Genomic DNA, 23,507 nt, shown 5'->3' with positions numbered 1-23,507 from the left:
GCTACGCAACAAAGGAAGACGCGTATGAACGACTTGCACACCCGAGCCCGCACGGCCCCCCGTGCCCTTGCGGGCAAGCGGACCACGAGCGCGGCCGAGGCAAGCGATACGGCGCCCGGCGCCCCGCAACCCTTTCTGCGGGACGTGGCCTACGAGCAGATCAAAGCCATGCTGTTCCTCAATGAAGAGACGGGACGGGCCTACTCCGAGCGCCAGCTCGCCGCCCAGTTCGGGTTGGGGCTCAATCCCGTGCGCTCGGCGATCGAACGCCTGAAGCTGGAAGGCCTGGTCGTCGTGGTGCCCAAGATCGGCATCATGCTGCCGGAGATGTCCGCCAACGCGATCAATGATTTCTACGAGATCCGCACGGTCATCGAAAGCCACGTGGCGCTCTCCCTGGTCGGGCAACTCCAGCCCTCGGATATCGAGCGCGTGGAAACCATCCTGCGCCAGCAGGAGGAGTGCGTGCGCGAGGGCGCCTATCTCGACTACCACCAGCTCGACATGGCGTTCCACCTCAGCCTGGCCCAGATACACGGCAACGAGGAGATCGTGCAGATGCTCGAGCGCCTGCGCGACAAGATGCACCGCCTGTCCACGCGCCTGCATACCAAGTATCCCGGGCGGCTGGGCGCCAATGTCCAGCAGCACCGGGAAATCTTCGAAGCCATCAAGGACGGCGACGCGAAGCGGGCGCAGAACCAGATGCGCGCGCACCTGGTCTGGGGCAAACGCTTCGTGCTCGACCCCCGGTCCTCGGCCGACGCATTGCTGCCCGCCACGTAGGGCGCTACCCAACCGCTTTCCCTGCCAGCCGCATCGGCCGGGCCACATCGGCCCTGCCGAGGGGGGCTTGCACGCCTCACTTTCGACAAGGACAACGCATGCACATACCCGACCGACTCTTCGCGGCCCTGCGTGGCCGAAGGCCCGCCTACGGCACCTGGGCACAGATGAACTCGCCCGAATTCTGCGAAATCGCCGCCAGCGCCGGCCTGGACTTCGTCATCGTCGACATGGAACACGGCTCGTTCGGCATTGAATCGGCGGTGCACATGACGCGCGCGGCCCAGCTCGGCGGCGCCACCGCGCTGGTGCGCACGCCAGACGCCAGCCGGACCGCCATTTTCAAGGCCCTGGACACCGGCGCCAACGGGGTGCTGGTTCCCAACGTCGACAGCCCCGAAATGGCCGCCGCCATCGTGGCGGCCTCGCGCTATGCGCCGCAGGGGCAACGCGGCGCCTGCCCCTGCACGCGCGCCACCGCGCACGGCGTGACGCCCTGGGCACGGCACGTGGAACAGGCCCGCGAACATACGTTCGTCGCGGCCCTCATCGAAACGCCGCAGGGCATCGCCAACTTCGACCGCATCCTCGACGTGCCGGGACTGGACGCCGTGGCGCTCGGCCCGTTCGACCTGAGCCAGGCGCTGGGCCTGAACGGCGACTGGAAGCACCCCGAAGTGCAGGCCGCCCAGTCCCGCATGGTCCGCCAGGCTCGCGCCAAGGGCGTGCAAGTCATGATGTCGATCTTCGATAGCGACCCGCGCCTGCTGTGCGAACAGATCGCGCGCTGGCAGGACGAAGGCGCCGCGCTGTTCGTGGTCAGCGGCGACCGGTTCCTGCTTTCCAGCAGCTTCAACGCGCTCAACGCCGCCCTGCCCCGAACCGGGCTCGCGCGCTGAACCGGCGCATCCATCTGGAGTCATCCATGCAACACACCAAGGTTCTGATCACGGGCGGAGGCGGCTTCCTGGGCGCCTGGGTCGCCAAGCGGCTGCTGGCGCGCGGATTGCCGGTACGCATCATGGACATCGCCGACGACCGTCGGGTTGTTCGCGGCCTGCTGGGCGACGCCGCCGACAGGCTGGAATGGGTGGTCGGCGACGTCAGCCAGGCCGCGGACGTGGAGGCCGCGCTCTCGGGATGCCAGCAGGTCGTCCATCTGGCCGGACTGCTCACGCCATCCTGCCAGCTCGATCCCGTCAAGGGCGCGCAAGTCAACCTGCTGGGCACCCTGCATGTTTTCGAAGCGGCCAAAAGGCAGGGCCTGCGCCATGTGGTCTATACCAGCTCGGTCAGCGTATTCGGCCCGGACAACGGCCTGCAGCCGGAACCGTCGACGCACTACGGCGCCTTCAAGCTGGCGACCGAGGGCTGCGCGCGCACCTACTGGGAGTATGACGGCATCTCCAGCGTCGGGCTGCGCCCCGGCGTGGTCTACGGGCCGGGACGGGAGGTCGGGCTGAGCGCCGGCCCGACCCTGGCCTGCCGCGCCGCCGTCCGCGGCGAGCCCTACACCGTCGGCTACCAGGGAGATACGTGCCTCGTGTACGCAGACGATGTCGCCGCGGCCTATGAACAGGCGCTGACCGCGCGCGCGCCCGGCGCGCAGGTATTCAACGTGTCCGGGCGGCCCACGCCGATGGCGGACATCCTGGATGCCATCCGCCGCCACTGCCCGGACGCGCGCCTGGGGGCCGAAGGCCCCGTCCTGCCGTTCACCGCCGATATCCCGGACGAGGCGCTGTACCGGGCCTTTCCCGCCCTGCCCCGGACCCCGCTCGACGTCGGCATCGGACAAACGCTGGCGCATTACCGGCCGGCCCAAGCCTGAGGCGGCCCCGCCGCCAACCTGCTAGCATCCGTGGCAACGCGCCAGGCCGCCGCCATCGACATGGCGCGGACCTGCGCGCCGGCAAGCAAAACAACGGGGACTACGAATGGATCTGGCATTGGTTCTGGGCGCGGCATTCTTTGCCGGCATTCTCAATGCGGCGGCGGGCGGCGGCAGCTTCCTGACGCTGCCGGCCCTGGTGGCGGTGGGCGTGCCGCCCGTCATGGCCAATGCGACCGGCACGCTGGCCCTGCTGCCCGGCTATTTCGCCGGCGCCTGGGCCATGCGGCGCGATCTCTTCATCGAGCCGCATCGCGTGCCGCTGTGGCGCACCACGCTGATCGCCGCGGTCGGCGGCGCCGTCGGCGCGCTGCTGCTGCTGTGGATCGACCAGAAAGCCTTCCGCCACCTGGCGCCCTGGCTGCTGCTGGTTGCCACGCTGATTTTCTGGTGCGCGCCCGCCATGCTCAAACGCACGCAGCAAGCCGCGGCAGCGCCGGGCAATTGGCGCGGCCAGGCCGGGCTGACGGCGGTCAGCGTCTATGGCGGCTTCTTCAATGGCGGCATCGGCATCATGCTGCTCGCACTGTTCAGCGCCTCGGGCTATCAGAGCCTGAACACCATGAACGCGCTGAAGAACCTGCTCTCAGGCGTGCTGACCTGCATCGCCGTCGTCGTATACGTGGCCGGCGCCTTGATCAACTGGCAATACGCCCTGCTGATGCTGGGCGCGGCGCTCGCCGGCGGCTACGTGGGCGGCAGGCTGGCGCGCCGCATCCCGCGCGGTGCCCTGCGCGCGGGCATTATCGCGATCGGGCTGGCCATGACTGCTTTCATGTTCATGCGCGCCTAGGCGGCGCGGCGAGCCGGCGGCCCTGGTCGATTACAATTTCCCGCGCCGCGTCGCCGGGCGCCGTGCACAACCCATCCCGTAGCAACATGCCGGAATTCGGAATCACCCAAGCCGCGCAACTGACCGGCACCAACCCCTCCACGCTGCGCCTGTGGGAACAGCACGGACTGCTGTCGCCGCTGCGCAGCCCGACGGGGCAGCGCATCTACGGCGAACACGATCTGGGCCTGATCAGCACCATCCTGCGCCTGCGCAAGGTCGAGGGCCTGAACATCTCGGCCATCAAGCGCGCGCTGGCCAGCACCGCGCCGGCGCCGCAGGACCCGGCGCGGCCCAAGCGTTCGGCCAACACCCAACAGCTGGGCCGGCAATTTCGGGTGGCCCGGCAGAAACACGACATGTCGCTGCAGGAGGCGGCCGACGCCACCGGGCTGCCGGTTTCCTTCATCTCCACCTTCGAGCGCACCGGCCAGGGCGCCGCGGTCGCCAGCCTGCAGCGCCTGGCAGCCTGCTATGGCACCACCGTCACCGAACTCTCGGCGCCGCCGGCCAGGTCCGCCGACAGCAGCGCCCACGTCGTGCGCGGCGGCAAGGCGCGGCAGGCGCCCAGCTTCGGCGCCGGCATCCAGATATTCCAGCTGGCGGAAACCCTGCAGTCGCTGGACTGCCAGCGCTGGGTACTGCAGCCAGGCGCCCAGAGCGACGGCGCCTACTCGCACGAAGGCGAAGAATTCATCCATGTGCTGCATGGGCGCTTCCATATCAGCGTACAAGGGCTGAAGACCTGGGAACTGGTCGCCGGCGACAGCATTTCCTTCGACAGCCGCCTGCTGCACTCCTGGTCCGCCGCGGGCGACGAGCCGACCGTCCTGCTCTGGGTGAACACGCCGCGCAGCTTCTGATCCGCAGGGCGCGGGTCCCGATGCACAGAACCCTTCCGAACCTACAGAAAATATATATGCCTACAGAAAACATGTAGGTATAATCCGAACATCACGGCCGCCATCCCGGCGGCCCGCACTCAGAGAGAGGCCATGCGCGCGTCAACGAATCAGACCTTGCAGCTAGACCGGCGCGCCGCCCTGCCCGCATTGGCGCGCAGCTACTGGTTCAAGCAAGCCGTGCCGCAAGAGTCCGCGCCGCAAGGCCTGCGTGGCCGCCACAGCGTGGACATCGCCATCGTCGGCGGCGGATTCGTCGGCCTGTGGACGGCCCTGGCGGCCAAGGCCATGCAGCCAACGGCCCGCGTCATCGTGCTGGAGCGCGACCTGTGCGGCGGCGGCGCGTCCGGCCGCAACGGCGGTTTCGCCATGTCATGGTGGCCCAAGATATCCACCCTGCTGTCCATGGCGGGCCGCGACGAGGCGCTGCGCCTGGCGCTGGCCTCGGAACGCGCGATCGGCGAGCTCGAACGGTTCTGCCTGGCGCGCGGGGTCGACGCGCATTTCGTGCGGGGCGGCTGGTTCTGGACAGCCACCACCGAGGCCCAGCGCGGGGCCTGGGCCAGCACCCTGCAGGCCTGCGAGCGGGTCGGACACCAGCCTTTCACGGCCGTGGCGCCGGACGAGCTGGCGCGCCGCACCGGCTCGCCGGTACACCTGGAAGGCATATTCGACACGGCCACGGCCACCGTCCAGCCTGCCCTGCTGGCGCGCGGCCTGCGGCAGGCCGCGCTGGACGACGGCATCGAGGTGTACGAGGGCAGCGCGGTGCGCACCCTGCACACCGGCGCGCCCGCCGTACTCGGCCTGGACGAGGCCGAGGTGCGGGCCGGCACGGTCATCCTCGCCAACAACGTCTGGGCCGCCGCCATTCCCGAACTGGCGCCGCTGATCACGCCCGTCAACAGCGCGCTCGTCGTCACCGAACCCATCGGCGAGCGCCTGCAGGAACTGGGCTGGCGCGGCAACGAAGCGATCACCGACTCGCAATTGCTGGTGGGGTATTACCGCAAGACGCGCGACGGACGCCTGGTGTTCGGCAAAGGCAGCGGCGCGCTGTCGAGCGGCGGGCGCATCGGCCAGGTGTTCAGCCGCGATCCCGGCACCGAAGCCCTGACCGAGGCGGATTTCCGGCGCACTTATCCCGAATTGCGCGACGTCGCGATCGCGCAGGCCTGGGCCGGCCCCATCGACCGGACCTACGACAGCCTGCCGGTATTCGGCCGCCTGCGCGGCGCCGACCACATCTGCTACGGCATCGGCTGGAGCGGCAACGGCGTCGCGCCGAGCTGGGTGGGCGGACAGATCCTGGCCTCGCTGGCGCTGGGCCGCAAGAATGAATGGAGCGAGTCCGCCCTGGTCGGGCGGGAGTGCAGGAAGTTCCCGCCCGAGCCCATACGCTTCATGGGCGGTACGCTGGTACGCAACGCGGTATTGCGCAAGGAGCGCGACGAAGCGCTCGGGCGCAAGCCCGCGTGGCTGGACACCCGCCTCGCCACCCTGGCGCCGGCGGGCCTGGAAGACAAATCCTGATAGAGGCCATGACATGAAAAAACCCGTCGTCATCAATGCCGCGCCGTCGGGCGCCTTCACCCCCAAGACGGCAGTGCCGGGCCAGCCCGTCGCCGCCGACCGCAGCACCGATGTCGGGCTGGCGCCGCAGGAAGGGGTGACCGCCGGCATCTGGGAATGCCAGCCGGGCCTTTTCCGCCGCACCATCATGCAGCGCGAGTTCTCGCACTTCATCGCCGGGCATTGCTACTTCACGCCCGACGGCGGCGAAGCCATCGAAATCCGCGCCGGCGACGCGGTGTACTTCCCGGCCGACTGCCATGGCGTCTGGGATGTGCGCGAGACGCTGCGCAAGAGCTACCTGATCATCGACTAAGCCGTACCAGGGCCCGCCCTTGCCCGGGCGGCCCGTACTCCGGAGGAGACCACCATGTCCGTCGACGCGTTCGCTACCGGCCAATCCGCCACCAGCACCTATACCGCGCACCGGCCCGTCATCGCGGCGAATCGTCATGCGGTGTCCAGCGGCCACTACCTCGCCTCGCACGCCGCGTTCCAGATTCTCGAATCGGGCGGCAACGCCGTGGACGCCGGCGTGGCGGCCGGCCTGGTGCTGGGCGTGGTGCACAGCGACCAGGTCAACATCGCGGGCGTCGCGCCCATGATGATCTACCTGGCCGCGGAAGACCGGGTCATCACCATAGACGGGCTGGGCAGCTGGCCGGCCGCGGCCTCGTGCGAACGATTCGAACGCGAGTTCGGCGGCGTGGTGCCGGAAGGCCTGCTGCGCACGGTCATTCCGGCCGCGCCCGGGGCCTGGATCACCGCCCTGCAGCGCTACGGCACGCGCAGTTTCGCCGAGGTCGCGCAATACGCGATCCGCTTCGCGCGCGAAGGCTTCATCATGTACCCGTTCCTGGCGGACCGCCTGCAGGAAGCCGAGGCCAAGTACCGCCGCTGGCCGTCCAACGCCGCCATCTACCTGCCCGGCGGACGGCCGCCGCGCGTGGGCGAGCGCTTCGTGCAAAGCGATCTGGCCGCCAGCCTGCAATACATGGCGGACCAGGAGACCGCGACCGCCGGCTCGCGCGTACGCAAGCTGCAGGCCGCCCGCGATGCGTTCTACCAGGGCGACATCGCCAGCAAGATCGTCGCGTTCCACCAGGAGAACGGCGGCCTGCTCACCGCCGCCGACCTGGCCGGCTACGCGCCGACCATCGAGGCCCCGCTCAGCACGCGCTACGGCGACATGGACGTCTATGCGTGCAACTTCTGGTGCCAGGGCCCGGCCCTGCTGCAGGCCCTGAACATCCTGAAGTCGTTCGACCTCAAGGAGATGGGGCACAACAGCACGCGCTACATCCATCACGTGGCCGAAGCGCTGAAGCTGACTTTCGCCGATCGCGAGCACTATTACGCCGACCCGCGCTTCATCGACGTGCCCGCGCAGACGCTGCTGTCGGACGCCTACGCGCGGCAGCGCGCGCAACTGGTGCGAGCCGACCGCGCCTGGCCCGAAATGCCGCCGTGCGGCGAGATCGCGGGGTACGAAACGCTGCGCGCCATCCACGGCAATATTTCGCGCGAGATCGATCCCCCGCTGGATACCTCGTACGTGTGCGTGGTCGACCGCTACGGCAACGCCTTCTCGGCCACGCCCAGCGATGTGTCGAGCGACACGATCGTGATTCCCGGCACCGGGCTGTGTCCGTCCTCGCGCGGGTCCCAGTCGCGCGCCGATGCCAGCCATCCGGCCAGCCTGGCCCCGGGCAAGCGTCCGCGGCTCACGCCCAACCCCGCCATGGCCATCCAGCGCGGCAAGCGCATCCTGCCGCTGGGCAGCCCCGGCGGCGACAGCCAGGTGCAGGCCATGCTGCAGGTGCTGCTGAACATCACGCTGTTCGGCATGGATCCGCAGACGGCGATCGAAGCGCCGCGTTTCATTTCCTATAGCCATCCCGACTCGTTCGCGCCGCACGCGTACTACCCCGGCCGCCTGAGCGTGGAAGGACGCATCTCGGCGCAGACCGAGCAGACCCTGGCCGCGCTCGGACACGACATGCAGCGCTGGCCCGATTGGCTCTGGCGCGCCGGCGGCGTCTGCGCCATCGACGCCGATCTCGAACAAGGCATCTACCAGGCCGGCGCCGACCCGCGGCGCGCGGCCGCCTACGCGCTGGGCTGGTAGGCGCCCCCCGTCACAAGACACCCCTCGCATACAACGACAAGGAGACTCCATGACTGTCATTTCCCGCTACCTGCTCGGCGCATTCGGCCGCAAAGCCCGCCTGGCCTGCGCCTCGGCCATGCTCGGGGCGGCCCTGCTGCCCGCCGGCGCCGCCAGCGCCGACACCTATCCGTCCAAGCCGGTGCGGCTGATCGTGCCCTACACGCCGGGCGGCGCGACCGACATGGTGGCGCGCATCGTCGCGCAGCACCTGGGCGCTCGCCTGGGCCAATCGGTGATCGTCGAGAACAAACCCGGCGCGGGCGGCAACATCGGCTCGCAGATGGTCGCCTCGGCGCTTCCGGATGGCTATACGCTGCTGTTCTCGACCACCGCCAACGCCATCAACGAAAGCCTGTACAAGGATCTGCCGTTCGACTTCAAGCAGGCCTTCGAGCCGGTGACCCAGCTGGTGGAACTGCCCAACGTGGTCATCACCGGCCCGGACGTGCCGGTCAACTCGATCGCCCAGGTCATCGCGCTGGCCAAGAAAGACCCCAAGGCGCTGACGTACGCATCGGCGGGCACGGGCACCTCCACCCACCTGGCCACCGAACTGTTCAAGACCATGGCGGGCGTCAACATCCTGCACGTTCCCTACAAGGGCAGCGCGCCCGCGATGACCGACCTGCGCGGCGGCCGCGTGCAGCTGATGTTCGACAACATTCCCTCGGCCCTGCCGCAGGTACAGGCCGGCGCGGTGCGGGCGCTGGCGGTCACCAGCAGCCGCCGCAGCCCGGTGCTGCCGGACGTGCCGACCGTGGCCGAGGCCGGCGTGCCCGGCTACGAGGCGGTGGCGTGGCACGGCATTTCGGTGCCGGCCAAGACGCCCGCCCCCATCGTCGAACGGCTCAGCGGCGAGATCGCCCAGGTCCTCAAGCAGCCCGAGGTCGTCAAGCAGCTGACCGCCATCGGCGCCACGCCGGTGGGCAGCACGCCGGCGCAGTTCCAGGCGCACATCGACAAGGAACTCGCGAAGTGGCAGAAAGTCGTCGCCGAGTCGGGCGCATCGCTGAACTAGGCTTGCGGGTGGCTACCGGGTGCGGGCCGCAAGCCCCGCAGCCCGGCCCATTGGTGTCCATGGACACGAATACGTGCTAAGTTCCAGCGCTATTCGTTCTCCGCGACGCATGGACCGTCTGCTGGCACCACCATGGAATACCCCCGCATCCCAGGCGCGGCGCTGCTTGCAGCCGCCTTGCTGGCCGGCCAGGCCTCGGCCGGCGAGGTGCGCGTGGCCGTGGCGACCAAACTTGCCGAACCGATACGCCTGGTCGCCGCCAGTTTCGAAAAGGACACGGGCAACAAGGTGCATTACACCGTGGCGCCCACCAGCGCCTTCCTGCGGCAGATCGCCGAGGGCGCGGATTTCGACGTGCTGTTGCCGAACAACAAGGCGGCGCTGAGCGAACTCGAGGCTCTCGACCGGGTCGTGCCCGGGACGCGCCACACCTATGCCCAGAACGTACTGGTCCTGTGGTCGCCGTTCAAGGACTACGTCGACGACCAGGGGCAGGTGCTCAGGCGCAACCAATTCCAGCGCCTGTCGGTCGCCAGCCCCAACCGGGTCTATGGCCGGCCGGCGGCGCAGGTACTGGACAACCTGGGCCTCGCCAAGGCAGTCGAGGACAAGCTGGTCGAACGCCACGACCTCGCGCAGTCGCGCCAATTCGTCACGGCCGGCGGCGCCGACCTGGGGATCGTGACGCTGTCCCAGGTCTACGCCAACGGGAAACTCCAGCGCGGGTCGGCATGGCTGATTCCGCAAACGCTCTACGATCCGATCGAACAGCAGGCCGTCATCCTGAAGCCCGGACGCGACAATCCCGTGGCGCGTTCGTTCCTGTTCTACCTCAGGGGCCCCAAGGCCGGCTCCATCCTGATCTCCCACGGCTACCGCTACCAGCTGTTCTCCGAATCGCTCTGATCGGCCAGGCCCGCGGCCGCGGCTACACTGTGGAGCACCGACACCGGGCTCTCCACCTTTCTCCGCCTCCATCCATGTCACTGCATACCTGGCTGCTTTACCTGATCGCCGTCATCGGGCTGTCGCTGACGCCCGGCCCCAATACGCTGCTGGCCCTCACGCACGGCGCGATGCATGGCCACCGCAAGGCGCTTTGCACCATTACCGGCGGCGCGCTCGGCTTCACGCTGGTAATCGGCCTGTCCATGCTGGGCATCAGCGCCCTGCTCAAGGCCTGGTCGCCGGCGCTGATCCTGCTGAAATGGATCGGCGGCGCCTACCTCGTCTACCTGGGCATCCAGTTGTGGCGCGCACCGGCCGTGCCATTGCAGGCGCCGGCCGGATCGTCGTCGGCGCGCGGCGCGCGCCTGTTCTGCCAGGGCCTGCTGGCCGCCGTCTCCAATCCCAAGGCCCTGCTTTTCTTTGGCGCGTTCCTGCCGCAGTTCATCGACCCGGCGCGCAGCCTGGCTACCCAATTCGCCGTCATGGCCGCCACCTTCGCCGCCATGGAATTCGTGGTCGAGTACGGACTGGCGCGCGCGGCCCACAAGGTCAGGCCCTTCCTGCAGCGGGCCGGCCGGCGTTTCAACAAGACCTGCGGCGGCATGTTCGCCGCCATGGGGATCGCCCTGCCCGGCACGTAAGCGCCGCCTGCGACTTGAACCCGACAGCCGAAATCGTGTATAATTTTTTTCTTCGTTGAGCAGCATGTGGGAATTTTCCAGACGGGAGACTTCTGCGTTGCTTGGCCTTAAGCAGTACCCATGCGGGAATAGCTCAGTTGGTAGAGCGCAACCTTGCCAAGGTTGAGGTCGCGAGTTCGAGACTCGTTTCCCGCTCCAAACACCAAAAAGGGAAGCTAGCGGTTACCTGCCGTGCTTCCTTTTTTCTTGTAGCCTGCCGGCGCAATGGCAGAGTGGTTATGCAGCGGATTGCAAATCCGTGTACGTCGGTTCGATTCCGGCTTGCGCCTCCAAACACTTCAAGGCCCGCCGCGTCGCGGGCCTTCTTGTTCCAGGATGCGGGTTTGGCGCCCTGCGCATCTGGTTACCCTTCCCTACCTCTGCGTACCCAAGATTTGCGCGCGCGTTGCTAACGTGTGGCCGTCGCAATTACGTCCGCACGCCCATGCCTACCCTGCATTTTCCCCGTCCGTCGGCGCGCCACGGAGCCCGCCTGCTGCTGGCGCTGGTTGCGCTGACCCTGGCCTGCGCGCCCATGATGGCGCGCGCCGACGACGATGACGACGATGACGATTACCGCCCGCGCCGCGAATACAAGGAAAAATACTGGGACGGCGCGTGCAAGGTCGAGCGCAAGTGGAAACGCAACGGCGAGTACCGCGAAAAGCGCAAATGCCCGGGCTACCGGTCCGGCTATGACTATGGCTATGCGCAGCCAGCCATGGTGCCGATGATCCCCGCCAACCCTGCCATCATCATCAGCGCGCCGCCCATCGTGATCCGGCCGTAGCGCGGCCCGGCGCACGCGCTTGCCTATAATGGCGGCCGGAATCCGTCCCGTGGCGCTATGGATCAACTGGTAAAAGACGCTTTGGCCCGCTGGCCCGACGTGCCGGCAGTGTACGGCTGGCTGTCGCTGGACGCCCGCGGCCGCTGGCACCTGCATCCGCAAGGCGACGCGGCGCGCGGCGCCCCGGGAGAGTCCATCACCAGCCCGCAGATCCTCGCCTTCATCGGCCGCAACTACGAATGCGATGCGCAGGGCAACTGGTTTTTCCAGAACGGCCCGCAGCGTGTGTATGTGCGCCTGGATGCGGCGCCGCTGATCCTGCGCCGCGCCGACGAATTCTCCGGCCTGCAGACCCATACCGGCCAGGCCGTCACCGCCGTGCGGCAGTGGTGGCTGGACGACGAGGGGCGCCTGTACGCATCCACGGCGGCGGGCCCCGGGCTGGTCGAAGACCGCGAACTGGCGCCGCTGCTGGCGCAGTTGCACGTGGACGGCCAGGCGCTGGCCGACGTGCTGGAAACAGGCTGGCCCGAACCGGGCCGGCCGCCCCTCATGGTGTCGCACCCTGCCTGGCCGAACGCCGCGCCGCTGCATGGCGTGGCCAGCGGCGATGTCGCGCGCCGCCTGGGCTTCGTGGCCAACCCGGCCAAGCCCGCCTAGGGCCTGCCGCGCCGTCCTCAGGCGCGCGGACGCGGCAGGAGCGCGGCCTTGCCATTGCCCAGCAGCGCCAGCGCCGCGGCACCGACCGCCAGGAAAACCGGATACTCCCAGCCCCCGCCCGGATTGCCGAACGCCCAGCCATTGCCCGCGTGCACCGTGGCGGCAGCCAGCAATTGCACGGCGGCAATGGCCGCAACCCAGCGCGGGTAGATACCCAGGATCAGCAGCACCCCGCCAACGATCTCGAAGTACGTCACGGGATAGGCCAGCCAGCCGGCAAACCCCACCTTGGCAAAGAACTGGGCCGTGCCGGGCAGCGTGAACACGAGCAGCTTGGTCAGGCCATGGGCCAGGTACATCACGCCCAGCGCCAGTCTCAGCAACAGGACGGCATAGGGAGCCGTACGGGAATCGATCATGTCTTTCTCCAATGGGCGCGCCGGACGGCGCGCCAAGCCCGGGCATTGTCTCGATTCCCGAAATGAAGATAAACATGCAAAATAGCAAATCATTGTTGTCAAAGCAGGAACAATAGTGGACACGCACACTGCCATGCAGACCTTCGCCCGGGTGGTAGAACTCGGCTCGTTCGCCGCGGCCGCCGACAAGACGGACCAGGCCCGCTCGGTGGTGACGCGCCAGGTCGCCTTTCTCGAGCGGAAGTACGGGGTACGGCTGCTCAACCGCACCACGCGCAAGCTGAGCCTGACCGACGCAGGACGGGCGTTCTACGACCGCATCCGGCCGGTGCTGGCCGAACTGGCCGAGCTCGACCTGGCCTTGCAGGCCCAGGGCAGCCAGCCTGCCGGACGGCTGCGCATCAGCGCGCCGGTGTCGTTCGGCGTACTGCACCTGGGCCCGGCCATCGCCGACTACCTGCTGCGCTACCCCGAAGTGGTCATCGACCTGGATCTCAACGACCGGGTCGTCGACCTGGTGGAGGAAGGATACGACGTGGCGGTGCGCATCGGCCCGCTGGTCGACTCCTCGCTGGTGGCCCGGCCGCTGGCGCCGCAGCAGCTGGTGGCCTGCGCCGCCCCGGCCTATCTCGAACGCTACGGCGCGCCTGCGCAACCGGAGGACCTGCGCCGCCATCGCTGCCTGCACTATGCCTATGCCAGCACCGGCAACGACTGGCACTTCGAAAAGGACGGCCAGACCCACGTGGTGCGCGTCAACGCCACCTTCCGCGCCAATAACGGCGATGTGCTGCGCACCGCCGCGCTGGCCGGCCACGGCATCATCCTGCAGCCCGAATTCCTGGTGGGCGAGGACCTGCGCGCCGGCCGCCTCACGGCGCTGCTGACCGACTACCGCCATTCGCTCATCACGATGATGGCCGTCTACCCCCACCGGCGTTTCCTGTCGCCCAAGGTCCGCTCGTTCGTCGAGCACCTGGAAAAGCGCTTCGGCGGCGCGCGCCAACCGTTAGAATCGCGTTCATGAGCGCCCAACAGTCCCTCCAGTATTTCCCCGCGCCGCGCCGCGCGCGCTTTTGCAGCCAATGCGGCTCGCCGGTCGATCACCGCGTGCCCGAGGGCGACAACCGCGCCCGCGACATCTGTGACCGCTGCGGCGCCATTCATTACCAGAATCCTCGCATGGTGGTGGGCACCGTTCCCGTCTGGGAGAACCGCATCCTGCTGTGCCGGCGCGCCATCGAGCCGCGCTACGATACCTGGACGCTGCCGGCGGGCTTCATGGAGCTGGGCGAAAGCACCGCCCAGGGCGCCGAACGCGAAACCCTCGAGGAATCGGGCGCCCGCATCCGGCTGGGCCAGCTGTATACGGTGATCGACGTGCCGCAGGTCGAGCAGGTGCACTTCTTCTACCTGGCCGAGGCGCTCGGGCCGGGCCTGGACCCCGGACCGGAAAGCCTGGAGGCGCGCTATTTCGACGAGGCGGAAATCCCCTGGGACGATTTGTCGTTCCGCACCGTGGTCACCACGCTCAGGCGCTATCTGGAAGACCGGCGCAAGGGCGAATTCCCCACCCACCACTACAGCCTCGAATCGCACCGCTGATCCCTTGAAACTGCCCTGGCTGGCCGCCGACACGCCGTTTCCCCCGGTCGAACAAGCGCTGCGCGATCCCGACGGATTGCTGGCCGCGGGCGCCGACCTGTCGCCCGAACGGCTGGCCCAGGCCTATGCGCACGGCATTTTCCCCTGGTACGCGGAGGGCGAACCCATCCTGTGGTGGAGCCCGGACCCGCGCATGGTGCTGGCATGCGCCGACTTCGCGCCCTCGCACTCGCTGCGCAAGCGCCTGCGCGCCTTGGCCCGCACCGAACACGACCCCGCCGCGCGCCTGCAGGTGCGCGTCGACACGGCCTTCGCCAGGGTCCTGCACGAGTGCGCCGCGCCGCGCCACGGCCAGCCCGGCACCTGGATCAGCCCGGCCGTCCAGCAAGCCTATCGCAGCTGGCATGCGGCGGGATTCGTGCACAGCATCGAAACCTGGATAGACGGCGAGCTGGCCGGCGGCCTGTACGGCGTCAGCCTGGGGCGCATGTTCTATGGCGAATCGATGTTCGCGCGCGCCACCGACGCCTCCAAGATCGCCCTGGCGCACCTGGTGGCTTTCCTGCGCCGCCACCAGGTGGCCTGGATCGATTGCCAGCAGCAGACCGGCCACCTGGCGCGCCTGGGCGCGCGTCCGGTGCCGCGCGCGCGCTTCATCGAACACATCGCCCATGCCGTCGCGCAACCCCGCCTGCCGTGGCGCAGCGGCCGGCTCGACAGCGCCGGCATGCTGCATCCGCTGCCGCCGGCCAACGGCGTTATGATGTAAGCCACATGCCGGCGACCAGACGCCGGCATGCCCGACATGAGCCAGCTAAAAGAACTCCCCTTCTCCACGCTGCAGTTTTATGCCACTGCCCCCTACCCCTGCAGCTACCTGCCAGGCAGGCAGGCGCGTTCGCAGGTGGCGGCGCCCGGGCACCTGATCAACGCCGGCACGTACTCGCAACTGGTGGAACAGGGCTTTCGCCGCAGCGGCCTGTTCACCTACCGGCCCCATTGCGACAATTGCCACGCCTGCGTGCCGGTGCGCGTCGATGCGGCCCGCTTCGAGCCCAACCGCACGCAGCGCCGCGCCTGGCGCAGCCACCAGGCGCTGCGCGCCTTCGTGGCCGAACTGGCCTGGTCCCCCGAGCACTACGACCTGTACACCCGCTACCAGCAAGGGCGCCACCCCGGCGGCGGCATGGACGAAGACAGCCGCACCCAGTATGCGCAGTTCCTGCTGACCACGCGCGTCAACACGCGCCTGGTGGAATTCCGCACGCCGCAGGGCCAGCTGGCCATGATCTCCATCATCGACGTGCTCGACGACGGCCTGTCGTCGGTCTACACCTTCTACGACCCCGACATGGCCGGCAGCCTGGGCACCTACAGCATCCTGTGGCAGATCGAACAGTGCCGCACGCTGGACCTGCCCTGGCTGTACCTGGGCTACTGGATCGCCGACAGCCGCAAGATGGCCTACAAGGCCAATTTCCGGCCGCTGCAGATGCACGTGGACGGCGCCTGGCGCGAAACGCCGCCCTGAGCACGCGCGGGGCGGCAAAGTCGATCTACAATTCCGCCCCATGTCTATCCTCTTCCACGCCTACCCCCTGGCCCGCCCGGCGCTGTTCGCCATGGACGCGGAAACCGCGCACGAAGTCACGCTTGCCCAGCTGCAGCGCGCCTACGACTGCGGCCTGACCCGCAAGCTGCTGCACGCCCAGCCCGAGGCGCCCGCCACGCTGATGGGCCTGTCGCTGCGCAACCCGGTGGGGCTGGCGGCCGGCCTGGACAAGAATGGCGCCCACATCGACGCGCTGGGCAACCTGGGCTTCGGCTTCGTGGAAGTAGGCACCGTCACCCCGCGCGCCCAGCCCGGCAACCCCAAGCCGCGCATGTTCCGGCTGCCGCGCGCCAACGCGCTGATCAACCGCCTCGGCTTCAACAACCAGGGGCTGGATGCCTTCATCGCCAATGTGCAGCGCAGCCAGTGGCGCTCGCAGGGCGGGATCCTGGGCCTGAACATCGGCAAGAACGCCGACACGCCCATCGAACGCGCGGCCGAGGACTACCTGATCGGCCTGGCCGGCGTCTATCCGCACGCCGACTACGTGACCGTGAACATTTCCTCCCCCAATACCAAGAACCTGCGCGCGCTGCAGGGCGGCGACGAACTGTCGGCGCTGCTGGGGCAACTGCAGGAGCGGCGCCTCGCGCTGGCCGACCAGCACCAGCGCCACGTGCCGCTGGCGGTCAAGATCGCCCCTGACCTGAGCGACGACCAGATCGACGCCATCGCCGAGATCCTGCCGCGCCATGGCATCGACGGCGTCATCGCCACCAACACCACGCTGGCGCGCGATGCCGTGCAAGGCCTGCCGCACGCCGAGGAAGCCGGCGGCGTATCGGGCGCGCCGGTCCATGAACTGTCGCTGCGTGTCATCGAACGGCTGCGCAGCCGCCTGGGCGACGCGGTGGCCATCATCGGTGTGGGAGGCATTCTCTCGGGCCGCCAGGCCAGCGAGAAAATGGCCGCCGGCGCCCAGGCGGTGCAGCTGTATACCGGGCTGATCTACCGCGGGCCGGCGCTGGTCGGCGAATGCGTGCGGGCACTGGCCCAAGGCAGCCGCTGAGGCGGGATCCCGAGCGGGCATGGGCCCCAAGAGGGCTTTTTGCCTTGGGCAAAAAAAGAGGCCACCCGAAGGTGGCCCGAATTCCAGCTCTGCTCTGTCACTCAACAGTACTACAGTATGGGCTGTCGCAACAGCCCCCTGGTACGATCAGGCGGCGCGGCGATTGCGGCCCGCGGCCTTGGTCGCGACCTCGGCGGCGTCGCTGGCAGCCTTGAAAGAGGCATTGGCGGCGGCGTTCAGGTTGCTTTCGGCGACTTCGGCGGCCTGCTTGGCAGCCTTGGTCAGCGAATCGTAGGCGCTGTTGGCCGTCGCCAGCGACGACTTGATCAGGGCCACGGCGCTTTCCGAGCCGGTGGGCGCGTTCTTGGAGAACTGCTCGACCGCTTCGGTCAGCTGCTGTTGGCCTTCGGCGATCTGGGCCTCGGCCAGCTGGGCCAGTTCGGCTTGCACGCCGGCCACGATGTCGTATACATGCTTGCCATAGGCCAGCGCCTTTTCGGCGCCCGGCTGCACCAGGCCGCTGGTGAACGAGGCAACGTCTTGCGGATCCTTCAGCTCAGCCGCTTGCTGCGACTGCTGGGCGACTTCGTCCAGCGTGGCGCGCACGACCTTCAGATTCAGGTCGACCAGCTTTTCGAAACCGGCGAACATGGCCGATTGCGCGGCGACCAGCGAGTTGACGGTGGCTTTCTGGCGGGCCAGAACTTGTTGGGGGATGGCGCTCATAGGTATCTCCTGTCAGGGTCCGGCCGGGCCGGAAAATTTCACGACGGTCTGTGACGACAAAACGTGCGCGGATCTGGTAGGAAAATTCACCGCCGGCGCGTTTGCTGCATTGCACAATTGCCATTCTACGGACCTAAAAAGTCTTGTCAAGCACTTTTTGTGCGTCGCAACAATTGCTTGCCGGACTCCCGTGGCGCAACCTGCGTCCCCCTTTTTCTGCAGCCAGGATTAATCCGGTTGGGGGATACCCGCAATGACGCTGTTTCGATTGTTTTCTACACTTCTGACAGCCTGACGGCATTACCCTCATCGACCGTCAGACATAACAAGAAAGGCCAACCCGGCCCGAATCAACCGCAGCCATACCAACTGCATTGGAGACCTCATGCCCCCCATTTCCCGTAAGCTCTCGGCCCTGTTCGCCGCCGTCGCCCTGACCGGCGCGGGCACTGCCCTGGCGGAGTATCCCGAGCGCCCCGTGAACATGGTCGTGCCGTTCGCGGCAGGCGGTCCTACCGACAACGTGGCCCGCTCGCTGGCCGAATCCATGCGGCCGACCCTGGGCGAAACCGTCGTGGTCGAGAACAAGGGCGGCGCCGGCGGCACCATCGGCACCACCCAGGTGGCGCGCGCCCAGCCCGACGGCTACTCGATCCTGCTCATGCACGCCGGCTTCTCGACCGCGCCCTCGCTGTACAAGAACCCCGGCTACGAGCCCTACACCAGCTTCGAGCCCATCGGCCTGGTGGTGGACGTGCCGATGACCATCATTGCCCGCGGCGATTTCCCGCCCAACAACATCAAGGAACTGGCCGAGTACGTCAAGAAGAACGCCGACAAGATTTCACTGGCCAATGCCGGCATCGGCGCGGCCAGCCACTTGTGCGGCACCATGCTGGTCGAGGCGCTGGGCGTCAACCTGCTGACCATTCCCTACAAGGGCACGGCGCCGGCCATGAACGATCTGCTGGGCAAGCAGGTCGACCTGATGTGCGACCAGACCACCAATACCACGCAGCAGATCACCAGCGGCAAGGTGAAGGCCTACGCGGTCACCAGCCTCAAGCGCGTGCCCACCCTGCCCGACCTGCCCACCATGGACGAGTCCGGCTACAAGGGTTTCGAAGTGGGTATCTGGCACGGCATGTGGGCCCCCAAGGGCACGCCCAAGCCGGTGGTCGACAAGCTGGTCAAGAGCCTGCAGGCCGGCCTGGCCGATCCCAAGTTCCAGGAGCGCATGAAGCAGCTGGGCGCCGAGGTGCTGACCAACGAGGCCAACCCCGAGGCGCTGCAAGCCAAGGTCAAGCAGCAGGTGCCGCAATGGGCCGAGCTGTTCAAGAAGGCGGGCGTGGAAAAGCAATAAAGGCCGCGTCCCAATGCGGCCGGGCCGCGCATCGCGCGGCCCGGCCGGCCGATCGGGCGAGGCCTGCGCGCCCGCCGTTTCGCGCAATGCGATTCAGACCGGCGCCGGAAACAACGTCACCAATCGTTCGTTCAACACATCCAAGGCACTGCCGCTGCCTGCCCAGGCCAGATCCTCCGCCAGCAGGACGGCTCGCGCCCCTTGTCCGTCGTTGGAAATCAGAACGTATACCTGGCCGAGGCGGGGAACGGCCGACGCCTGGACTGCTGCGTTGTAGTCGAACGAAACCACACTGCCCGCCCCCGCATCGTGACGCGTTATGCGCGTACTGCCGCCTCCCGGCACATCCTTGCCCAGATAGGCAATGACCGCCCGGTCGTAGGTCGCGGCGATGCTGACCAAGTCGTCATTGCGCATCGGCGCCGGGATTGAGATCGGCGCGTACCCCATCGCCAAATGGGCCTGGTAAAGCGCCTGTACGCCTTCGCGCGCAGTCGCCCAATCCCCGAGTTCGGTCGACTTGCCAGTGTGGTAGAAGGCCAGGTAGCCCTCCTTGACCCCAACCATCGTCGTGCACCCGCTCAAGGAGCCGCCAGTCAGGATGAGCGGCGTCGCGACGGGAACAGTGTCGAGCCTCACGCGCACCCCGATCGCCCCTTCATCGCCGTTCTCGATGCTGATGATCCGCACATTGTCGGTCAGCATGACCTCGCGTGCCGCTGCGGGCGCGCCGTACGCATATTCGATCTCAGCCCCCGTCCACGATTGAATATAGCCATGGACAGGCCCGTCGACCGGCCTGAAGACGCTGGCGTCGAGCGCACGCGGCGCGGACATGCGCACCGGGCGGTCGTAACGCACGAACGAAATATCCAGCCCCGGAGGAAGATCGATGTCGCGCCTGCCGCCCAATGGCGGCCTGGCGCGCAGCGGGGAAATATCCCCATGGTTGAGCAATCCGATATCGGTATTTGCGTAATCCAGGCGCGTCGGGCTGATGGCGGCAGGACCGAAGTTCCATACCAGCGCCCCCCCGCCGGAAGCCTGTCGCCATGCGGGAAATATATCGTTCACGAACGACTGGAATATCGCGGGCGACGATTCCGAATAGGCGCCCAGCATGACGAAAAGACCGGTGCTGGCGGGATTCCCGATACCGCGTTCGAGCTGGGCGACGTTCGAGATATCGAACACATTGCCCAGCAGCCGGGGCGAAACGGCCTCCACGACCTCACTGGCCGTCGCGGCATGGCCCAGGCTGAGCAGGTGGAACGCCATCAGGTCGACAAAACGCGCATTTTCATAGCCGAGCCTGGCATGCAAATCGACAATGGCATCCAGATACAACTCCATCCGAGCCTGCCTGCCCAGCGACGTGTTCCGGTCCACTGCGTTAAACAGCGTTGCGACATCGTCGAGGTCATATCCCGCCCGGTACAGCACGTCATTGACCGGACTCAGATCGCCGATATAGGCCCTGACCTCCTGCAGGCGTCGCCCGATGCGCTGGCGAAGGCCGGCGTCCGGCTCGCCGAAGAAAATCCGGATCGCCGCGTCCATATCAGATTCAGCGCGCGGCGACGCAAGCCTGCTCCTGCAGGTATCGATATGCCTGAGCGCCACACGCCTCGCCTGGTTGAGCAGGCGGCGCATCGGCGCGGCCTGCTCGGCGGCAAGGGCGACCAGATTACGCGTGCGGATGCGTCCGAAGATTTCCGGCGCCCCACCCCGGCCAGGGACATCCAGATGCGTCTCCCAGTGGCCTTGCCCGTTCAGCCGAACCGGAACGGTATAGGTCAGCCTCGGCGGCAAGCGCCCGTTGACCACGCGCCAACCATGCGTGTATGCATCCCAGATGACTCTGTAGGCATTCCCGGATTCGACGATGAAGTACTCGGTGCGCTCGCTCAACGGTCCCAAGCCGCGCGTGTAGATGCCCTCAAACCTGCCGCCGGACGTGGACTCGACCAAACCGGTGGCGTCCACGCCGGCCATCCGCCATTCGCTTGCCAATTGGCCCCCCGTGCGCCCGGCCGAGGAACTGGCAGCGGAGAATGCCTGCCGCAGGAAGGCCTGGTTACGCCCGCCGACCGTAGTGGCGCTCACGAATCCCGCGACAAGCCGACGGATCGGCACGGGCTCGAAGATCTCATACAGATCGACGAGCAGCGAACGCGACAGGCGCAACCCGCTGGCTCCGATCAATGCCGGAAGCTCCTTGAGCACCGAACGCCACAAGCGCTGCCCGCTCAACCCCGCGATGCGTTGCCGCACCACGAAATTGCGCAGGTTGCCATACTGGGTACGGGTGAAACTACCCAACTTCCCTCCTATGCTGAACACCGAGGCAAGCAAGGAAATCGAATCAAAGACGATGCTCCCCACATCGACCCGATAGGAACGATCCTGGGTCGAAAAGAATATTTCCCGGTAGAACGGCACGATCCAGAAGGCGAACTTCTGCCATTCGCTGGGTTTGTACAAAGCGGACTTCGCGTGCGCCGCGAGGTCGTCCAGACTGTGCCTCAGGGCAACGGAAACAGCGAATAGCGGCACACCCAGCGCGCCTGCGGGCAGCCTGTACTCTTGCCGATACCCGAAATACCAGCATTTCTTGACATCCAGCCCCGGATTGCTCCGCCTCAATTTGAGGAGGTAGTTGTCGCGCAGACTTGGCCCTTCAGTCGCGGGGCCGCCGAGAAACCACCCGCCCGTTCGACGGCCGGTTCGAAAGCGGCCTTGCGGCTCGGCAAGGGCGGCCAGCGTAGGATTCTGCATCACCTCAGCGTTCGCAAGGACATCAGACCAAAGCTCACCGTTGATGTTCGATACCAACAGCCAGCTGGAATCATGGAGCTGGAACATGGTGAAAAGACCCGGCAGATCGGTCAGCGGCGGCCGCCCCAGGCAATATTCAATGCCCCTGTTGTGATTTTCGATTCCACGCGCGATCAGCCCTGGCTGCGATGTCAGCACCTTGTAGTGCCGTACTTTCTGCAGGGGAAGGCACCATTGATCGACCGTCATCCGCGAGCCCAGGGCCAGAATCCGCGCCAGCCGCTGCGCCTCGAGTATGCTGTATTGATCGATATAGTCGTTGAACTGGGCCGCATACTCCGCGTAGCTGGCGAACGCGTCGCTATCGCGAAAATCGGTAAAACTGATGAAGCCCCGAGGCTCCGGCTCCTGGTCGCCAAGCAGCATGCCCGCGGTTTCCTGCTCCAGCCTTCTGAATCGCGCAAGCACGCCAAGGGGCCGAAACCTGGCCAATACGACGGGCAACGTGCGCTGCGCGCTCTCGAGATCGCAGAGCACGCCCGCGATCAACGCGGCGGCCATGGATACATAAGCCGCGTCATTGGCTGCTCCACTGGCCACGATTTCGTCGTACTCGCCAGCCGCAACCGCCGGCATCGTAGAGGCGTTGCCGCGCCGCGCCCCCAGCAACCGCAAGGCCTCGCGCTTGATGAACCGAAGAGCCAGCGCATTGCGGTAATCGCCGTAGACGCGCACATCGCGCAAGGCGGCGTAGTCGAGCGCGAACGCCGCCTCGAGCAGATCAACCCGCGCCTGCTGGGTCGCGGCCAGATGAAACTTGGCGATTTCCCACGCATCAAGTTTGCGTGGCATCTCGTCTCCCGGGCTATCGACCGAGCCTTGCGCCCGGATGCGCAGTTGGGCATGCAGGCAATCCGCCAATGCATCGGCATACGCCAGATCGGCAACGGTGCGCATATACCCTGCATCCGCGACCACGCCATATGGGCCGGATGCCTGGAAAATCGCCTGCTCGCCCCGATTGATGCCGTCGCGGCACAAACGCCATACGTCGTGTTCGGCGGTATCCAGACTGCCGTCGTCCGGCTCTCCGTCCATGCGGCGTTCGATGCTTTCGGCGAGCGCCTGCTCGTAGATGTCGGCATCCAGATCGACGGTGCCGGCCAATTCGTCGTAGGCGAACCATAGCGGGTGTTCGAACACCGAGCCCAGACGTCCCGAACGATCCACCGGACGCTGGCGGCGGCGCTTGAGGTACGCCGCCGCCAGCGGATGCGGCACGCGATTCAGTAGGTAGTAGATCTCGTAGCGCGCCTTGACATACTCGAATACCAGGTCGCTGATCGCAGTGCGGGACAAGGCGGCGATCAACACGCCGAGATAGACATCGAGTGCGATCAACCACTGCAGGATCAATGACTCAGGCTCGAGACGAGCACGAATCGCCACCTGCATTTTCTTCAAATTGGAAACCGCCACCGGGCGGTACTTGGGATAATAGAACCATGTACGAGCATCCTGGCCGATGGGTTCATCCCCGTTGGGCGCTTCGCTAAACAGCGCGAATTCGGCCTTCTCTCGTTTGGCCCGTCCACCCGCAAGATCCCCGGACTCTTCCGAGGGCAGCGCCAGCAACTCTTCCACCACGCCGTCGTAGCCTACAAGCGCCATGTCGACAAGTTGCCGCAATGCCGATTCATCTTTATCCACGTTTGTTTGCCCCTGACCGGAAACCGGAAACGACCC

General features: G+C 67.0%; 22 protein-coding genes and 2 tRNA genes. 21 read left to right on the top strand and 3 right to left on the bottom strand.

What is annotated here, in order from left to right:
• Positions 1-24: 24 nt before the first annotated feature.
• The 15 genes from EL288_RS05195 (at position 25) to EL288_RS05125 (ending at position 12,249) form a co-directional block, all read left to right on the top strand.
• Positions 25-786, top strand: a complete 762-nt coding sequence (locus EL288_RS05195; protein ID WP_033459088.1) for a GntR family transcriptional regulator — start codon at positions 25-27, stop codon at positions 784-786.
• A gap of 98 nt (positions 787-884) precedes the next feature.
• Positions 885-1,685, top strand: coding sequence for an HpcH/HpaI aldolase family protein (locus tag EL288_RS05190; RefSeq protein WP_003814132.1), 801 nt, complete (start codon positions 885-887; stop codon positions 1,683-1,685).
• 26 nt (positions 1,686-1,711) lie between these two features.
• Positions 1,712-2,617: an NAD-dependent epimerase/dehydratase family protein gene (locus tag EL288_RS05185; protein WP_033451248.1), complete on the top strand. Its 906-nt coding sequence runs from the start codon at positions 1,712-1,714 to the stop codon at positions 2,615-2,617.
• A gap of 106 nt (positions 2,618-2,723) precedes the next feature.
• Complete coding sequence (locus EL288_RS05180) at positions 2,724-3,470, top strand: sulfite exporter TauE/SafE family protein (protein ID WP_003814137.1); 747 nt, start codon at positions 2,724-2,726, stop codon at positions 3,468-3,470.
• 86 nt (positions 3,471-3,556) lie between these two features.
• Positions 3,557-4,372 (top strand): MerR family transcriptional regulator, encoded by an 816-nt coding sequence (locus EL288_RS05175; RefSeq protein WP_003814139.1) that lies wholly within the window; start codon positions 3,557-3,559, stop codon positions 4,370-4,372.
• Between the two features lie 132 nt (positions 4,373-4,504).
• Positions 4,505-5,944, top strand: a complete 1,440-nt coding sequence (locus EL288_RS05170) for an FAD-dependent oxidoreductase (RefSeq protein ID WP_033459086.1) — start codon at positions 4,505-4,507, stop codon at positions 5,942-5,944.
• A gap of 13 nt (positions 5,945-5,957) precedes the next feature.
• Positions 5,958-6,299: a cupin domain-containing protein gene (locus EL288_RS05165; RefSeq protein ID WP_003814142.1), complete on the top strand. Its 342-nt coding sequence runs from the start codon at positions 5,958-5,960 to the stop codon at positions 6,297-6,299.
• A 54-nt stretch (positions 6,300-6,353) separates the two neighbouring features.
• Positions 6,354-8,111 carry a gamma-glutamyltransferase family protein gene (locus tag EL288_RS05160; protein ID WP_033459084.1) on the top strand — a complete coding sequence of 586 codons (1,758 nt, stop codon included), beginning with the start codon at positions 6,354-6,356 and terminating at the stop codon, positions 8,109-8,111.
• A 49-nt stretch (positions 8,112-8,160) separates the two neighbouring features.
• Positions 8,161-9,171 carry a tripartite tricarboxylate transporter substrate binding protein gene (locus EL288_RS05155; RefSeq protein WP_003814146.1) on the top strand — a complete coding sequence of 337 codons (1,011 nt, stop codon included), beginning with the start codon at positions 8,161-8,163 and terminating at the stop codon, positions 9,169-9,171.
• Positions 9,172-9,303: 132 nt separating this feature from the next.
• Positions 9,304-10,077, top strand: coding sequence for a molybdate ABC transporter substrate-binding protein (gene modA / locus EL288_RS05150; protein ID WP_003814148.1), 774 nt, complete (start codon positions 9,304-9,306; stop codon positions 10,075-10,077).
• A gap of 74 nt (positions 10,078-10,151) precedes the next feature.
• Positions 10,152-10,760, top strand: coding sequence for a LysE family translocator (locus EL288_RS05145; protein ID WP_010929111.1), 609 nt, complete (start codon positions 10,152-10,154; stop codon positions 10,758-10,760).
• A gap of 122 nt (positions 10,761-10,882) precedes the next feature.
• Positions 10,883-10,958: transfer RNA gene (locus EL288_RS05140), tRNA-Gly, on the top strand.
• 60 nt (positions 10,959-11,018) lie between these two features.
• A tRNA-Cys gene (locus tag EL288_RS05135) sits at positions 11,019-11,092 on the top strand.
• A 113-nt stretch (positions 11,093-11,205) separates the two neighbouring features.
• The gene (locus EL288_RS05130) at positions 11,206-11,589 is read left to right on the top strand and encodes a membrane protein (RefSeq protein ID WP_003814152.1); all 384 of its coding nucleotides are present in this window, start codon (positions 11,206-11,208) and stop codon (positions 11,587-11,589) included.
• Positions 11,590-11,646: 57 nt separating this feature from the next.
• On the top strand, positions 11,647-12,249 hold the full coding sequence (locus tag EL288_RS05125) for a DUF2946 family protein (protein WP_010927005.1): 603 nt from the start codon (positions 11,647-11,649) through the stop codon (positions 12,247-12,249).
• 17 nt (positions 12,250-12,266) lie between these two features.
• Here the strand turns inward: EL288_RS05125 and EL288_RS05120 are convergent, their stop codons facing one another.
• Positions 12,267-12,668: a DoxX family protein gene (locus tag EL288_RS05120; RefSeq protein WP_003820995.1), complete on the bottom strand. Its 402-nt coding sequence runs from the start codon at positions 12,666-12,668 to the stop codon at positions 12,267-12,269.
• Positions 12,669-12,801: 133 nt separating this feature from the next.
• Between EL288_RS05120 and EL288_RS05115 the strand changes: the two genes are divergently transcribed.
• From EL288_RS05115 to EL288_RS05095, 5 genes are read left to right on the top strand one after another with little or no spacing between them, the layout of a single operon-like run.
• Positions 12,802-13,695: a LysR family transcriptional regulator gene (locus EL288_RS05115; protein ID WP_003814158.1), complete on the top strand. Its 894-nt coding sequence runs from the start codon at positions 12,802-12,804 to the stop codon at positions 13,693-13,695.
• Entirely contained in the window at positions 13,692-14,273 is a 582-nt protein-coding gene (locus EL288_RS05110) for an NUDIX hydrolase (RefSeq protein WP_003814161.1), read from the top strand. Before EL288_RS05115 ends, EL288_RS05110 begins: the two co-directional genes overlap by 4 nt.
• A gap of 4 nt (positions 14,274-14,277) precedes the next feature.
• A complete protein-coding gene (gene aat / locus EL288_RS05105) occupies positions 14,278-15,042 on the top strand; it encodes a leucyl/phenylalanyl-tRNA--protein transferase (protein ID WP_003814164.1) in 765 nt (254 codons plus the stop codon).
• A 27-nt stretch (positions 15,043-15,069) separates the two neighbouring features.
• Entirely contained in the window at positions 15,070-15,804 is a 735-nt protein-coding gene (locus EL288_RS05100; RefSeq protein WP_003820991.1) for an arginyltransferase, read from the top strand.
• Between the two features lie 40 nt (positions 15,805-15,844).
• Positions 15,845-16,894, top strand: a complete 1,050-nt coding sequence (locus tag EL288_RS05095; RefSeq protein ID WP_003814170.1) for a quinone-dependent dihydroorotate dehydrogenase — start codon at positions 15,845-15,847, stop codon at positions 16,892-16,894.
• 147 nt (positions 16,895-17,041) lie between these two features.
• Here EL288_RS05095 and phaP read toward each other — a convergent pair whose 3' ends face one another.
• Positions 17,042-17,620 (bottom strand): TIGR01841 family phasin, encoded by a 579-nt coding sequence (gene phaP / locus EL288_RS05090; RefSeq protein ID WP_003814172.1) that lies wholly within the window; start codon positions 17,618-17,620, stop codon positions 17,042-17,044.
• A 385-nt stretch (positions 17,621-18,005) separates the two neighbouring features.
• Here phaP and EL288_RS05085 point away from each other — a divergent pair, with 385 nt between their 5' ends.
• Entirely contained in the window at positions 18,006-18,983 is a 978-nt protein-coding gene (locus EL288_RS05085) for a tripartite tricarboxylate transporter substrate binding protein BugD (RefSeq protein ID WP_003814174.1), read from the top strand.
• A 93-nt stretch (positions 18,984-19,076) separates the two neighbouring features.
• Here the strand turns inward: EL288_RS05085 and dnt are convergent, their stop codons facing one another.
• The gene (gene dnt, locus EL288_RS05080; protein ID WP_033459082.1) at positions 19,077-23,471 is read right to left on the bottom strand and encodes a dermonecrotic toxin; all 4,395 of its coding nucleotides are present in this window, start codon (positions 23,469-23,471) and stop codon (positions 19,077-19,079) included.
• Positions 23,472-23,507: the final 36 nt, after the last annotated feature.

The organism is Bordetella bronchiseptica (assembly GCF_900636925.1).
Lineage (GTDB): Bacteria > Pseudomonadota > Gammaproteobacteria > Burkholderiales > Burkholderiaceae_B > Bordetella > Bordetella pertussis.
This window is presented reverse-complemented; position numbering and strand designations above follow the sequence as displayed.